The following is a 14,120-nucleotide window of genomic DNA, read 5'->3' on the forward strand; positions in this document are numbered from 1 at the left end:
CTTCCGACCCCTTACAGCTTCATCAGGCTGGCGTCGTCGACCGAGGCCGAGTGGCGGGAACGGAACAGCGACACGATGATCGCGAGCCCGACCACGACTTCCGCCGCGGCGACGACCATCGTGAAGAACGCGATGATCTGGCCGTCGAGATTGCCGTGCATCCGGGAGAAGGCGACGAACGCGAGGTTGCAGGCGTTGAGCATCAGCTCGATGCACATGAACAGCACGATCGCGTTCCGCCGGATCAGCACGCCGGTCGCGCCGATCGTGAACAGCAGGGCGGCGAGATACAGGTAGTTGACGGGGTTCACTTCGACGCCTCCTCGGTCCGCTTGAGCGTCGGCGGCTCGATCGCGTTCCGCTCCAGGCGCTCCTGCGAGCGCTGCTCCAACGCGCGCAGGTCGTTGATCGCCTCGGCCGACACGTCCCTGACCTGGCCGCGCTCACGCAGCGTCTTGCTGACCGTCAGGTCGGACGTGGTGCCGTCGGGGAGCAGGCCGGCGACGTCCACCGCGTTGTGCCGCGCGTACACACCGGGCGCCGGCAGCGGCGGCACGTGCTTGCCCTCGCGCACCCGCTGCTCGGCCAGTTCGCGCTGCGTCTTGGCGGCCTCCGTGCGCTCACGGTGGGTGAGCACCATGGCGCCGACGGCGGCCGTGATCAGCAGGGCGCCGGTGAGCTCGAACGCGAAGACGTACTTGGTGAAGATGAGGGCGGCCAGGCCCTCCACGTTTCCGCCGGCGTTGGCCTGGCCGAGGCCGTTGAACTCCGTCAGGGAGGCGCTGCCGATGCCGCCGACCAGCAGGACGCCGAAGCCGAGCCCGCACAGCAGGGCGAGCCAGCGCTGCCCCTTGATGGTCTCCTTCAGGGAGTCCGCCGCGGTGACACCGACGAGCATCACCACGAACAGGAACAGCATCATGATCGCGCCCGTGTAGACGACGATCTGCACGATGCCCAGGAAGTAGGCACCGTTGGCCAGGTAGAACACCGCCAGGACGATCATGGTGCCGGCCAGGCAGAGCGCGCTGTGCACGGCCTTCTTCATGAAGACGGTGCACAGGGCGCCGATCACCGCGACGGTGCCGAGGATCCAGAACTGGACCGCCTCTCCGGTGGAGGTGGAGTAGGCGGCGAGCTGCGCGCTCATCGGCCCATCACCTTCTTCGGTGCCGGCTCGTCCGCGCCGGAGGCCGCGTCGGCCTCCTCGGGCGTCTCGCCCTGGGAGAGCGCGACCTGGCGCTCCGTGCCGGGCGCGGCCTCGGTCACCAGCCCTCGGTAGTAGTCCTGCTCGTCCGTCCCCGGGTAGATCGCGTGGGGCGTGTCGACCATGCCCTCGTCGAGGCCGGCGAGCAGCTGCTCCTTGGTGTAGATGAGGTCGGCGCGACTGGAGTCGGCGAGCTCGAACTCGTTCGTCATGGTCAACGCGCGCGTGGGGCACGCCTCGATGCACAGACCGCACAGGATGCAGCGGGCGTAGTTGATCTGGTAGACGCGCCCGTACCGCTCGCCCGGGGAGTAGCGCTCCTCCTCGGTGTTGTCCGCGCCCTCCACGTAGATGGCGTCCGCGGGGCAGGCCCAGGCGCACAGCTCGCAGCCGACGCACTTCTCCAGGCCGTCCGGATGGCGGTTGAGCTGGTGCCGTCCGTGGAAACGGGGAGCTGTGGTCTTCTGCTGCTCCGGGTACTGCTCGGTCAGCCGCTTCTTGAACATGGCCTTGAAGGTCACACCGAAGCCGGCCACGGGGTTCTGGAAACCGGGCTTCGACTGCCCGGCCTCCTTGGGCTCCTCAGCCATCGGACGCCTCCTTTCCATCCAGAGTTCCGTCACTGTGAGTATCGGACCCACCACTGACAATGAGCTCCCGATCGCGGCGCGACGGGCGTCGCGGCACCGGCGGCAGCTCCTGTCCGGGCAGCGGAGGCACCGGGAATCCGCCCGCCATCGGGTCGAAGCCGGCGGCCTGGGCGGGTGCTTCGGGCGCGGGCCTGCCGCGCTCGCGGAAGAAGTCCGCGACGAAGGAGAGCAGCAGCAGGGCGAGGACTCCGCCGCCGACGTACAGCGCGATGTCGGCGAAGTCGTAGTTCTCGTTGCGCAGGGTCCGCACCGTCGCCACGAGCATCAGCCACACGACGGAGACCGGGATCAGGACCTTCCAGCCGAGCTTCATCAGCTGGTCGTAGCGGACGCGGGGCAGCGTGCCGCGCAGCCAGATGAAGAAGAACAGCAGCAACTGCACCTTGACGACGAACCAGAGCATCGGCCACCAGCCGTGGTTCGCGCCCTCCCAGAACGTGGAGATCGGCCAGGGTGCCCGCCAGCCGCCCAGGAAGAGCGTCACGGACACGGCGGAGACCGTCACCATGTTCACGTACTCGGCGAGCATGAACATCGCGAACTTGATCGACGAGTACTCGGTGTTGAAGCCGCCGACCAGGTCGCCCTCGGACTCCGGCATGTCGAACGGGGCGCGGTTGGTCTCGCCCACCATCGTCACGATGTAGATCACGAAGGAGACCGGCAGCAGGATCACGTACCAGCGGTCCTGCTGCGCCTCGACGATCGCCGACGTCGACATCGACCCGGAGTAGAGGAACACCGAGGCGAAGGCGGCGCCCATCGCGATCTCGTACGAGATCATCTGGGCGCAGGACCGCAGTCCGCCGAGGAGCGGATAGGTGGATCCGGAGCTCCAGCCCGCGAGCACGATGCCGTAGATGCCGACCGAGGCGACGGCGAGGATGTAGAGCATCGCGATCGGCAGGTCGGTCAGCTGCATCGTGGTGCGCTGGCCGAAGATCGAGATCTCGTTGCCGGCCGGGCCGAAGGGGATCACCGCGATCGCCATGAAGGCCGGGATGGCCGCGACGATCGGCGCGAGGACGTAGACGACCTTGTCCGCGCGTTTGACGATGAGGTCTTCCTTGAGCATCAGCTTGATGCCGTCGGCCAGCGACTGGAGCATGCCCCAGGGGCCGTGCCGGTTGGGGCCGATGCGCAGCTGCATCCAGGCGACGACCTTGCGCTCCCAGACGATGGAGAACAGCACGGTCACCATCAGGAAGGCGAAGCAGAACACGGCCTTGACGGCGACCAGCCACCACGGGTCGCGGCCGAACATGGAGAGGTCTTCAGCGGCGACGAAGTACGGGCTCATGCCTCCACCTCCTCGGGGTCCTCGCCGGCGAGGGTCGCCGGGCCGATGCGGACCAGGGAGCCGGGCAGCGCCCCGGTGTCGGAGGCGACGCCGCCACCGACGGAGTTCAGCGGAAGCCAGACCACGCGGTCCGGCATCTCGGTGATCCGGAGCGGGATGTCGACGCTGCCCGAGGGCCCGGTCACCTTGAGCACGTCACCGTCCTTGACGCCCGCCTCGTCGGCCGTGGCGGCCGAGACACGCGCGTGTGCCGCGTGCCGGGTTCCGGCGAGCGCCTCGTCGCCCCGCTGGAGCAGACCCCGGTCGAGCAGCAGCCGGTGCCCGGCGAGCACGGCCTCCCCGGCGGCCGGCCGCGGCAGCACGCCGGCCGTCTCCAGGGGTTCGGTGGCCCGCGGCCCCTGCCAGGGGCCGAGCCGGTCCAGCTCGGCGCGCGCGGTCCGCAGATCCGGCAGGCCCAGGTGTACGTCCATGGCGTCGGCCAGCATCTGGAGCACCCGCGCGTCGGTGGGTGCCACCCGGCGGGACATCTGGTCGGGCTTCAACGCGGCCTCGAAGAAGCGGACGCGGCCCTCCCAGTTGAGGAAGGTGCCCGCCTTCTCGGCGACCGCGGCGACCGGCAGGACCACGTCCGCGAGTTCCGTGACCTCGCTGGGCCGCAGTTCGAGCGAGACCAGGAAGCCGACCTCGGCGAGCGCCGCACGCGCGCGTGCGGGATCGGGCAGGTCGCCCACCTCCACGCCCGCGACCAGCAGCGCCTGGAGTTCGCCGCTCCGGGCGGCCTCCACGATCTCGCCGGTGTCCCGGCCGTAGCGGTGCGGCAGCTCGGCGACGCCCCAGGCGGCCGCGACCTGCTCACGCGCGCGTGGATCGGTGGCCGGACGTCCGCCCGGCAGCAGCGACGGCAGCGCGCCGGCCTCCACGGCGCCGCGCTCGCCCGCGCGCCGCGGAATCCACACCAGCCGCGCGCCGGTCGCGGCCGAAGCCCGCACGGCGGCGGTCAGGCCGCCGGGGACGCCGGCCAGCCGCTCGCCGACGACGATCACCGCGCCCTCGGCGCGCAGCGCCTGCGCGGCCAGCGCGCCGCCCTCCTCCAGGCCGACGCCGCTCGCGAGCGCGTCGAGCCATTCGGTCTCGGTGCCGGGGGCGGCGGGCAGCAGCGTGCCGCCGGCCTTCTCCAGACCGCGCGTGGCGTGCGTGGCCAGCGCGAACACCTGCTGTCCGTGCTTGCGCCAGGCCTTGCGCAGCCGCAGGAAGACGCCGGGCGCCTCCTCCTCGGACTCGAACCCGGCCAGCAGAACGGCGGGCGCCTTCTCCAAGGAGCCGTACGTGACGCCCTGGCCGTCGAGGTCGCGTCCGCTGCCGGCCACCCGCGCGGCCAGGAAGTCGGCCTCCTCGCCGCTGTGCGGACGCGCCCGGAAGTCGATGTCGTTGGTGTCCAGCGCCACCCGCGCGAACTTGCTGTACGCGTAGGCGTCCTCGATGGTGAGGCGGCCGCCGGTCAGGACGCCGGTGCGTCCGCGCGAGGCGAGCAGTCCCTGGGCGGCGATCTGCAGCGCCTCCGGCCAGGAGGCGGGCACCAGATCACCCTCGGCGTTGCGGATCAGCGGCGTGTCCAGCCGGTCCCGCTGCTGCGCGTAGCGGAAGCCGAACCGCCCCTTGTCGCAGATCCACTCCTCGTTGACCTCGGGGTCTTCGGCGGCGAGCCGCCGCATGACCTTGCCGCGCCGGTGGTCGGTGCGGGTGGCGCAGCCGCCCGCGCAGTGCTCGCACACTGACGGCGAGGAGACCAGGTCGAAGGGGCGGGAGCGGAACCGGTAGGCCGCCGAGGTGAGCGCGCCGACCGGGCAGATCTGGATGGTGTTCCCGGAGAAGTACGACTCGAACGGGTCGCCCTCACCGGTGCCGACCTGCTGGAGCGCGCCGCGTTCCAGCAGCTCGATCATCGGGTCGCCGGCCACCTGGTTGGAGAACCGGGTGCACCGCGCGCACAGCACGCACCGCTCACGGTCCAGCAGCACCTGCGTGGAGATCGGCACCGGCTTCTCGAACGTCCGCTTCCTGCCCTCGAAGCGGGACTCGGCGTTGCCGTGCGACATCGCCTGGTTCTGCAGCGGGCACTCGCCGCCCTTGTCGCAGACCGGGCAGTCCAGCGGGTGGTTGATGAGCAGCAGCTCCATCACACCGTGCTGGGCCTTCTCCGCGACGGGCGAGGTCAGCTGGGTCTTCACCACCATCCCGTCGGTGCAGGTGATGGTGCAGGACGCCATGGGCTTGCGCTGCCCCTCGACCTCGACGATGCACTGGCGGCAGGCGCCGGCCGGGTCGAGGAGAGGGTGGTCGCAGAACCGGGGGATCTCGATGCCGAGCTGTTCGGCGGCCCGGATGACCAGGGTGCCCTTGGGCACGCTGATCTCGATGCCGTCGATCGTCAGCGTGACGAGGTCCTCCGGCGGGACCGCCGCCTCTCCCCCGCCTGAGGGAGCGCTGGTGGTCACGGTCATGCGTTCACCTCCGTGCGGTCGGCCCAGGCCGTCGACTTGGCCGGGTCGAAGGGGCAGCCGCGGCCCGTGATGTGCTGCTCGTACTCCTCGCGGAAGTACTGGAGCGAGGAATAGATCGGCGAGGCGGCACCGTCGCCGAGGGCGCAGAAGGACTTGCCGTTGATGTTGTCGGCGATGTCGGCCAGCTTGTCGAGGTCGCTCATCACGCCCTTGCCGGCCTCGATGTCCCGCAGCAACTGCACCAGCCAGTACGTGCCTTCGCGGCACGGGGTGCACTTGCCGCAGGACTCGTGCGCGTAGAACTCGGTCCAGCGGGTGACGGCGCGTACGACGCACGTCGTCTCGTCGAAGCACTGGAGCGCCTTGGTGCCGAGCATGGAGCCGGCGGCGCCCACTCCTTCGTAGTCGAGCGGGACGTCGAGGTGCTCGTCGGTGAACATCGGCGTCGAGGAACCGCCCGGTGTCCAGAACTTCAGCCGGTGGCCGGGGCGCATCCCGCCGCCCATGTCGAGGAGCTGGCGCAGCGTGACACCGAGCGGCGCCTCGTACTGGCCGGGGCTCGCGACATGGCCGCTGAGCGAGTAGAGCGTGAAGCCCGGGGACTTCTCGCTGCCCATCGACCGGAACCATTCCTTGCCGTTCTGCATGATGGCGGGAACGGACGCGATCGATTCGACGTTGTTCACCACAGTGGGGCAGGCGTACAGACCTGCGACCGCGGGGAAGGGAGGACGCAGCCTCGGTTGACCGCGGCGGCCTTCGAGCGAGTCGAGCAGCGCGGTCTCCTCACCGCAGATGTACGCGCCCGCGCCCGCGTGCACGGTGAGTTCGAGGTCGAGTCCGCTGCCGAGCACGTTCTTGCCGAGGTAGCCCGCCGCGTAGGCCTCGGCGACGGCCGCGTGCAAGCGCCGCAGCACGGGGACGACCTCGCCCCGCAGGTAGATGAAGGCGTGCGACGACCTGATGGCGTGGCACGCGATGACGATGCCCTCGATGAGGCTGTGCGGGTTCGCGAAGAGGAGCGGGATGTCCTTGCACGTCCCGGGCTCCGACTCGTCGGCGTTGACCACCAGGTAGTGCGGCTTTCCGTCTCCCTGCGGAATGAACTGCCACTTCATTCCGGTCGGGAATCCCGCGCCGCCGCGGCCGCGCAGCCCGGATTCCTTGACGTACGCGATCACGTCGTCGGGCGACATCGCGAGCGCCTTGCGGAGCCCCTCGTATCCTTCGTGCCGCCGGTAGACGTCCAGCGTCCAGGACCGGTCCTCGTCCCAGAAGGCGGACAGCACCGGTGCGAGGAGCTTTTCGGGGCTGGTGTCTTTCACCTCGGCTGCCAAGGTCATCACTCCCCCTCCTCGGCGGTAGGCCCTGCCGGGTGGCCGGGGTCGGACGCCGATGTCTCCTGCGGCGCGTCGTGCGAGCTGAGGTGCTCGGTCGGTGACGGGTCGTGCACGGCCGCCCTGTCCTGTGGCTCGTCGTGCGGCCCGCCCTCCCGCGGGTGGACCACGCGTGCGGGTGCGGTCTCTCCCTTGGCCAGGCGCAGGCCCACCAGGGAGGCGGGTCCGGCGCTGCCGGTCGCCTCGACGGCCCCCTCCCGCTCGTCGGGGAAGCCCGCGAGGATCCGGGCGGTCTCCTTGAAGGTGCACAGCGGGGCCCCGCGGGTCGGCGAGACCTGGGCTCCCGCGCGCAGGTCGTCGACGAGGCGCTTGGCGCTCTCGACGCTCTGGTTGTCGAAGAACTCCCAGTTGACCATCACGACCGGCGCGAAGTCGCAGGCCGCGTTGCACTCGATGTGCTCCAGCGTGACCTTGCCGTCGTCGGTGGTCCCGCCGTTGCCGACGCCCAGGTGCTCCTGGAGGGCGTCGAAGATGGCGTCGCCGCCCATCACCGCGCACAGGGTGTTGGTGCACACCCCGACCTGGTAGTCACCGCTCGGCCGGCGCCGGTACATGGTGTAGAAGGTGGCCACCGCGGTGACCTCCGCCGTGGTCAGGTTCAGCACGTCCGCGCAGAACCGCATTCCGGTGCGCGTGACATGGCCCTCCTCCGCCTGTACCAGGTGCAGCAGCGGCAGCAGCGCCGACCGGGAGTCGGGATAGCGCGCGACGACCTCGCGCGCGTCCCGCTCGAGCCGGGCTCGAACGTCGTCCGGGTAGTCGGGCGCGGGCAGCTCCGGCATGCCCAGGCTGACGCCCCGCTCCGAAGAACTGGTGGTCACCGGTCGACGCCTCCCATCACGGGGTCGATGGACGCGACAGCGACGATGACGTCGGCGACCTGGCCGCCCTCGCACATCGCCGCCATGGCTTGCAGATTGGTGAAGGACGGGTCACGGAAGTGGACCCGGTAGGGGCGGGTGCCGCCGTCGGAGACGACATGCACCCCGAGCTCGCCCTTGGGCGACTCGACCGCCGCGTAGGCCTGGCCCGGTGGGACACGGAATCCCTCGGTCACCAGCTTGAAGTGGTGGATCAGGGCCTCCATGGAGGTGCCCATGATCTTCTTGATGTGGTCGAGGGAGTTGCCCAGTCCGTCCGGTCCCAGGGCGAGCTGGGCGGGCCAGGCGATCTTCTTGTCGGCCACCATGACCGGTCCGGGCTGGAGCCGGTCCAGGCACTGCTCGATGATCCTGAGCGACTGGCGCATCTCCTCCAGCCGGATCAGGAACCGGCCGTAGGAGTCGCAGGAGTCGGTGGTCGGGACGTCGAAGTCGTACGTCTCGTAGCCGCAGTAGGGCTGGGTCTTGCGCAGGTCGTGCGGCAGGCCGGTGGAGCGCAGGATCGGGCCGGTGGCGCCGAGCGCCATGCAGCCGGCCAGGTCCAGATAGCCGACGTCCTGCATACGGGCCTTGAAGATGGGGTTCCCGGTGGCGAGCTTGTCGTACTCCGGGAGGTTCTTCTTCATCTTCTTCACGAACTCGCGGATCTGGTCCACCGCGCCGGGCGGCAGGTCCTGGGCGAGTCCGCCGGGGCGGATGTACGCGTGGTTCATCCGCAGGCCCGTGATGAGCTCGTAGATGTCGAGAATCAGTTCACGATCACGGAATCCGTAGATCATGATCGTGGTGGCGCCGAGTTCCATGCCGCCGGTGGCGATGCACACCAGGTGCGAGGACATCCGGTTCAGCTCCATCAGGAGCACCCGGATGATCTCGGCCCGGTCGGTGATGTCGTCCTCGATGCCGAGGAGCTTCTCGACGGCCAGGCAGTAGGCCGTCTCGTTGAAGAAGGACGTCAGGTAGTCCATGCGCGTCACGAACGTGGTGCCCTGCGTCCACGTGCGGAATTCGAGGTTCTTCTCGATTCCGGTGTGCAGGTAGCCGATGCCGCAGCGGGCCTCGGTGACCGTCTCGCCCTCGATCTCCAGGATCAGGCGGAGCACACCATGGGTGGAGGGGTGCTGGGGCCCCATGTTGACGACGATGCGCTCGTCGTCGGCGCGGGCCGCGGTCTGGACGACCTCGTCCCAGTCGCCACCGGTGACCGTGTAGACGGTGCCCTCGGTGGTCTCGCGTGACGATGCTGACTGCGTGCTCACGAGTACGACCTCCGCTGGTCCGGAGCCGGGATCTGGGCGCCCTTGTACTCGACGGGGATGCCGCCGAGGGGGTAGTCCTTGCGCTGCGGGTGGCCCTGCCAGTCGTCCGGCATCATCAGCCGCGTCAGGGCCGGGTGACCGTCGAAGACGATCCCGAAGAAGTCGTAGGTCTCGCGCTCGTGCCAGTCGTTGGTCGGATAGACCGGGACCAGCGACGGGATGTGCGGGTCCTCGTCGGGGGCGCTGACCTCCAGGCGGATCAACCGGTTGTGGGTGATCGAGCGCAGGTGGTAGACGGCGTGCAGCTCGCGGCCCTTGTCGCTCGGGTAGTGGACGCCGCTGACGCCCGTGCACAGCTCGAAGCGCAGGGCCGGGTCGTCGCGCAGGGTGCGGGCGACGCGGACCAGGTGTTCGCGCTCGATGTGGAAGGTCAGCTCGTCGCGGTCGACGATCGTCTTCTCGATGGCGTTGTCCGGCAGCAGCCCCTGTTCCTCCAGGGCGCCCTCCAGCTCGTCGGCGACCTCGTCGAACCAGCCGCCGTACGGGCGGGTCGCCGGGCCCGGGAGCCGGACCGAGCGGACCAGGCCGCCGTAGCCGGAGGTGTCGCCGCCGTTGTGGGCACCGAACATGCCGCGCTGGACGCGGATCTCCTCGCCGTGCTCACCACGCTGGCCGGGAAGGTTGTCGGCGGCCAGGTCCTTCTCGGGGTTGACCCCGTTCGACGCCCCGCCGGCGCCGTTGGCGTCGCTCATCGCAGCAGCCCCTTCATCTCGATCGTCGGCAGGGCCTTGAGCGCCGCTTCCTCCGCCTCGCGGGCCGCCTCCTCGGCGTTCACCCCGAGCTTGGAGTTCTGGATCTTCTGATGGAGCTTGATGATCGCGTCCATCAGCATCTCGGGCCGGGGCGGACAGCCGGGCAGATAGATGTCGACCGGAACGATGTGGTCGACGCCCTGGACGATCGCGTAGTTGTTGAACATGCCGCCCGAGGACGCACACACGCCCATGGAGATCACCCACTTGGGGTTCGGCATCTGGTCGTAGACCTGCCGCAGCACCGGCGCCATCTTCTGGCTGACCCGGCCGGCCACGATCATCAGGTCCGCCTGCCGCGGCGATCCGCGGAAGACCTCCATGCCGAAGCGCGCCAGGTCGTAGCGGCCGGCGCCGGTGGTCATCATCTCGATGGCACAGCAGGCGAGGCCGAACGTGGCGGGGAAGACGGACGCCTTGCGCACCCAGCCCGCGGCCTGCTCGACGGTGGTCAGCAGGAATCCGCTCGGCAGCTTTTCTTCGAGTCCCATGGCTAAAGGCCCCTCAGTCCCATTCCAGGCCGCCGCGCCGCCACACGTACGCGTACGCGACAAAGACGGTGAGCACGAAGAGCAGCATCTCCACGAGCCCGAACACCCCGAGGGCGTCGAAGGTGACGGCCCAGGGGTAGAGGAAGACGATCTCGATGTCGAAGACGATGAAGAGCATCGCCGTCAGGTAGTACTTGATGGGGAAGCGCCCGCCACCGGCCGGCGTGGGGGTCGGCTCGATTCCGCACTCGTAGGCCTCGAGCTTGGCCCGGTTGTACCGCTTCGGACCGATCAGCGTGGCCATGACCACGGAGAAGATCGCAAAGCCTGCCCCGAGGGCTCCCAGTACGAGGATGGGCGCATACGCGTTCACCGCTCCTCGCTCCTCTCAGTCGGCACTGACTGCTGGCGGTTGCATCAGGCTTCCCACCTGCCTCACCGGTCCCACGAACCCCGCCCGTCCCGGCGAAGATCGAGAACATGTGAAGCAGGTCACAAGCCCAACTGCCTCGCATCTTATGCCCGCCGCTCTGTGATCTGCGACACGGGGTATTGCACGAGCTTTGTGATCTCCACCACCTGATGAACGATCATGAAGTCGGATGAGCGGCGATCTTCGCACATGAAGCGTTCAAGTGATCACCAGACGTGACATTTCTGATCGTCGGTGCAGCTCAGAGGGGGCGTCTCAATATCAAGAAACTTCCCCTGCATGCAAATTGGTGTTGGGCGACACGCGCTGATAGTGCGCGGCGTTCACACATCGGGGGGAGTCCGCGGCGGGATGTGGACGCGGGAATCCGTTCACGAGCTCCGCCGGACGGGATCGCGCGCCGGACGCGGCGGACCGGGCAACCGTTCCGTGACCTCGGCCACATTCACGAGAGGGGTCCGAGAAGAAGGCTTGGCCAATCATCCCAACGAGTGGTAAGTCGCGGGCAATTCGGACGTAACGAAGAAAGCCCATGATCACAGGCTAGATGGGTGGTGCCCGCAATGTCCGTTACGGCGTCAATAAAGAGTCACACGCCGGGGATTCGGGCCACCGATTGAACAACTGTGGCGCACCACACGTTCCTTGTAGGTATGGAGGAGCCCCTGATACCGGTTGTTCCCATGTCCCACACCGCTCACATACGAAGCCACCGAAAACCCCGCCCTCAGAGCGCGTCGAAGATCGCGCTGAAGGCCGGAGTGGCCGGTGGCATTCTCAGCACCGTGGCAGTGGCCGGTGCGTCGGGTTCGGCGTTCGCCGCCGAGCCCGTGACGCAGACGATCGAACTGCCCACCCTGACGGCCGACCTGGCCGCCCAGGTCGCCCAGTCCGCGGACGTGACGCAGCAGGCGGCCGCGAACTACGAGCTGCAGGCCGAGCGTGACGCGGCCGCCGCCCAGGCCGCGAAGGAGGCGAAGGCCGACCTCGCCGAGGCGAAGAAGAAGGCCGAGGCCCGCAAGGAGGCCGCCGAGGCCGCCCGCAAGGCCGCCGCCGAGCGTGCCGCGCGCGACGCCGACCGGGTCTCCCTGTCCGCGTCCACCGACAACTACGTCACCCCGCCGGCCTCCGGCAGCGTGGCGACGGTCATCGCCTTCCTCAAGGCGCAGGTGGGCGACGCCTACGTCATGGGCGCCACCGGCCCCAGCGCGTGGGACTGCTCCAGTCTCGTCCAGGCCGCCTTCAGGCAGGTCGGCGTGGACCTTCCCCGGGTCTCGCAGGACCAGTCGACGGTCGGCACGGAGGTCTCCCTGTCCAACCTCCAGGTCGGCGACATCCTCTACTGGGGTGGCAAGGGCTCGGCGTACCACACGGGTGTGTACATCGGGAACGGCCAGTACCTGGACGCGGCCAACCCCTCCAAGGGCGTCGTCATCCAGGACCTGTCCGGCTACCCGGCGTCGGGCGCGGTGCGCGTGCTCTGACGCGGAGCGCGTCGGGATCCGACGTTCGGAAGGGGCCGCCGCCGCTCGGGGGCAGCGGCCCCTCCGGGCTGCCCGGGGTCGAAGGTGTCGCGCGGGCAGCGCCGGCGGCGCACTTCCTGCGCGTGCTTCAGGGGATCCGGCTCGGGCGAGCGGTACAGCTCCTGCACGCGACCGCGACGGATGCCCGAATTATCCGCATCAAGTGTGTTATTGACGGCGAGTCGGGTGGTCGAGTCCGGAAGCCCGCTGTGCGCCCGTCCACGGCACCCCGCCCCCTCCCCCGGCACGGCGGCGCACCGGACGGTGCCGGTACGCCGCGGCGGCCGGTCAGGCCTTCGGCGCCACCTTGCTCAGCCCGTTGATGATGCGGTCCATCGCGTCGCCGCCCGTCGGGTCGGTCAGGTTGGCGAGGAGCTTGAGGGTGAACCGCATCAGCATCGGGTGGGTGAGGCCGCGCTGGGCCGCGATCTTCATGACCTTCGGGTTGCCGATGAGCTTCACGAAGGCCCGGCCGAGCGTGTAGTAGCCGCCGTAGGTGTCCTTGAGCACGCGCGGGTAGCGCTGGAGCGCGGCCTCCCGCTGGGCCGGCGTCGCCCGTGCGTGCGCCTGCACGATGACGTCGGCGGCGATCTGCCCGGACTCCATGGCGTAGGCGATGCCCTCGCCGTTGAACGGGTTCACCAGGCCGCCCGCGTCGCCGACCAGGAGCAGGCCCTTCGTGTAGTGGGGCTGCCGGTTGAAGGCCATGGGCAGTGCCGCGCCGCGGATGGGGCCGGTCATGTTGTCGGGCGTGTAGCCCCACTCCTCCGGCATCGAGGCGCACCAGGCCTTGAGCACCTCGCGCCAGTCCAGCTCCTTGAAGGAGTTGGAGGTGTTGAGGACGCCCAGACCGACGTTCGACGTGCCGTCGCCCATGCCGAAGATCCAGCCGTAGCCCGGCAGCAGCCGGTCCTCGCCCGGCCCGCGGCGGTCCCACAGCTCCAGCCAGGACTCCAGGTAGTCGTCCTCGTGGCGCGGGGAGGTGAAGTACGTCCGGACGGCGACGCCCATCGGACGGTCCTCGCGCCGGTGCAGTCCCATCGCCAGGGACAGCCGGGTGGAGTTGCCGTCGGCGGCCACGACCAGCGGCGCCCGGAAGGTGACCTCCCGCTTCTCCTCGCCCAGCTTGGCGTGCACGCCGATGATGCGGCCGGTGCGGTCGTCGATCACCGGGGCGCCGACGTTGCAGCGCTCGAACAGGCGCGCGCCCGCCTTCTGGGCCTGCCGGGCGAGCTGCTCGTCGAAGTCGTCGCGCTTGCGGACGAGTCCGTAGTCGGGGAAGGAGGCGAGATCGGGCCAGTCCAGCTGCAACCGCACTCCCCCGCCGATGATCCGCAGACCCTTGTTGCGGAGCCAGCCGGCCTCCTCGGAGATGTCGATGCCCATCGCGACGAGCTGCTTCACGGCGCGCGGGGTGAGCCCGTCACCGCACACCTTCTCGCGCGGGAACTCGGTCTTCTCCAGGAGCAGGACGTCGAGGCCGGCCTTGGCGAGGTGGTACGCCGTCGTGGAGCCGGCCGGTCCCGCGCCCACGACGATCACATCGGCGGTGTTCTCGGCGAAGGGCTCGGAGAGGGGCTGGGAGTGGGGCTCGGTCACGGCGGGATCTCCCCAAGTTCGAAATCTGTGTGCCGACCGGCACTGGACATGGGCAGTCTATTCAGCA

The 14,120-nt window shown here is 69.4% G+C and carries 13 protein-coding genes; 1 reads left to right on the forward strand and 12 read right to left on the reverse strand.

Going from position 1 to position 14,120, the window contains the following annotated elements:
- Nucleotides 1-11: 11 nt before the first annotated feature.
- Genes nuoK through DN051_RS17355 form a run of 11 tightly spaced genes read right to left on the reverse strand, consistent with a single transcriptional unit; the run spans nucleotide 12 to nucleotide 10,871 of the window.
- Nucleotides 12-311: an NADH-quinone oxidoreductase subunit NuoK gene (gene nuoK / locus DN051_RS17305; protein WP_053760538.1), complete on the reverse strand. Its 300-nt coding sequence runs from the start codon at nucleotides 309-311 to the stop codon at nucleotides 12-14.
- Nucleotides 308-1,150 carry an NADH-quinone oxidoreductase subunit J gene (locus DN051_RS17310; protein WP_053760537.1) on the reverse strand — a complete coding sequence of 281 codons (843 nt, stop codon included), beginning with the start codon at nucleotides 1,148-1,150 and terminating at the stop codon, nucleotides 308-310. Before DN051_RS17310 ends, nuoK begins: the two co-directional genes overlap by 4 nt.
- Entirely contained in the window at nucleotides 1,147-1,797 is a 651-nt protein-coding gene (nuoI, locus tag DN051_RS17315; protein WP_053760536.1) for an NADH-quinone oxidoreductase subunit NuoI, read from the reverse strand. Before nuoI ends, DN051_RS17310 begins: the two co-directional genes overlap by 4 nt.
- Nucleotides 1,790-3,157: an NADH-quinone oxidoreductase subunit NuoH gene (gene nuoH, locus DN051_RS17320; protein WP_053760535.1), complete on the reverse strand. Its 1,368-nt coding sequence runs from the start codon at nucleotides 3,155-3,157 to the stop codon at nucleotides 1,790-1,792. Before nuoH ends, nuoI begins: the two co-directional genes overlap by 8 nt.
- The gene (locus DN051_RS17325) at nucleotides 3,154-5,658 is read right to left on the reverse strand and encodes an NADH-quinone oxidoreductase subunit G (RefSeq protein ID WP_053760534.1); all 2,505 of its coding nucleotides are present in this window, start codon (nucleotides 5,656-5,658) and stop codon (nucleotides 3,154-3,156) included. Before DN051_RS17325 ends, nuoH begins: the two co-directional genes overlap by 4 nt.
- Nucleotides 5,655-7,004 (reverse strand): NADH-quinone oxidoreductase subunit NuoF, encoded by a 1,350-nt coding sequence (nuoF, locus tag DN051_RS17330; protein ID WP_199314947.1) that lies wholly within the window; start codon nucleotides 7,002-7,004, stop codon nucleotides 5,655-5,657. The genes DN051_RS17325 and nuoF overlap by 4 nt, the downstream gene beginning before the upstream one ends.
- Nucleotides 7,001-7,876, reverse strand: a complete 876-nt coding sequence (gene nuoE / locus DN051_RS17335; protein ID WP_053760532.1) for an NADH-quinone oxidoreductase subunit NuoE — start codon at nucleotides 7,874-7,876, stop codon at nucleotides 7,001-7,003. Before nuoE ends, nuoF begins: the two co-directional genes overlap by 4 nt.
- Entirely contained in the window at nucleotides 7,873-9,195 is a 1,323-nt protein-coding gene (locus DN051_RS17340) for an NADH-quinone oxidoreductase subunit D (protein WP_053760531.1), read from the reverse strand. Before DN051_RS17340 ends, nuoE begins: the two co-directional genes overlap by 4 nt.
- On the reverse strand, nucleotides 9,192-9,947 hold the full coding sequence (locus DN051_RS17345) for an NADH-quinone oxidoreductase subunit C (protein ID WP_053760530.1): 756 nt from the start codon (nucleotides 9,945-9,947) through the stop codon (nucleotides 9,192-9,194). Before DN051_RS17345 ends, DN051_RS17340 begins: the two co-directional genes overlap by 4 nt.
- A complete protein-coding gene (locus DN051_RS17350) occupies nucleotides 9,944-10,498 on the reverse strand; it encodes a NuoB/complex I 20 kDa subunit family protein (protein ID WP_053760529.1) in 555 nt (184 codons plus the stop codon). The genes DN051_RS17345 and DN051_RS17350 overlap by 4 nt, the downstream gene beginning before the upstream one ends.
- Nucleotides 10,499-10,511: 13 nt before the next feature.
- Nucleotides 10,512-10,871 (reverse strand): NADH-quinone oxidoreductase subunit A, encoded by a 360-nt coding sequence (locus DN051_RS17355; RefSeq protein ID WP_007383963.1) that lies wholly within the window; start codon nucleotides 10,869-10,871, stop codon nucleotides 10,512-10,514.
- Nucleotides 10,872-11,584: 713 nt separating this feature from the next.
- Here DN051_RS17355 and DN051_RS17360 point away from each other — a divergent pair.
- Nucleotides 11,585-12,415, forward strand: a complete 831-nt coding sequence (locus tag DN051_RS17360) for a C40 family peptidase (protein WP_053760528.1) — start codon at nucleotides 11,585-11,587, stop codon at nucleotides 12,413-12,415.
- 327 nt (nucleotides 12,416-12,742) lie between these two features.
- Here DN051_RS17360 and DN051_RS17365 read toward each other — a convergent pair whose 3' ends face one another.
- Complete coding sequence (locus DN051_RS17365; RefSeq protein ID WP_053760527.1) at nucleotides 12,743-14,053, reverse strand: geranylgeranyl reductase family protein; 1,311 nt, start codon at nucleotides 14,051-14,053, stop codon at nucleotides 12,743-12,745.
- Nucleotides 14,054-14,120 lie beyond the last annotated feature (67 nt).

It is taken from the genome of Streptomyces cadmiisoli, assembly GCF_003261055.1.
GTDB classification, from domain to species: domain Bacteria; phylum Actinomycetota; class Actinomycetes; order Streptomycetales; family Streptomycetaceae; genus Streptomyces; species Streptomyces cadmiisoli.

Excerpts from the sequence above, each read along its gene's own strand:
- DN051_RS17350 (WP_053760529.1), bottom strand. The coding sequence starts at position 10,498 with ATGGGACTCGAAGAAAAGCTGCCGAGCGGATTCCTGCTGACCACCGTC.
- DN051_RS17325 (WP_053760534.1), bottom strand. The coding sequence starts at position 5,658 with ATGACCGTGACCACCAGCGCTCCCTCAGGCGGGGGAGAGGCGGCGGTC.
- DN051_RS17345 (WP_053760530.1), bottom strand. The coding sequence starts at position 9,947 with ATGAGCGACGCCAACGGCGCCGGCGGGGCGTCGAACGGGGTCAACCCC.
- DN051_RS17360 (WP_053760528.1), top strand. The coding sequence starts at position 11,585 with ATGGAGGAGCCCCTGATACCGGTTGTTCCCATGTCCCACACCGCTCAC.
- nuoH (WP_053760535.1), bottom strand. The coding sequence starts at position 3,157 with ATGAGCCCGTACTTCGTCGCCGCTGAAGACCTCTCCATGTTCGGCCGC.
- nuoI (WP_053760536.1), bottom strand. The coding sequence starts at position 1,797 with ATGGCTGAGGAGCCCAAGGAGGCCGGGCAGTCGAAGCCCGGTTTCCAG.
- DN051_RS17310 (WP_053760537.1), bottom strand. The coding sequence starts at position 1,150 with ATGAGCGCGCAGCTCGCCGCCTACTCCACCTCCACCGGAGAGGCGGTC.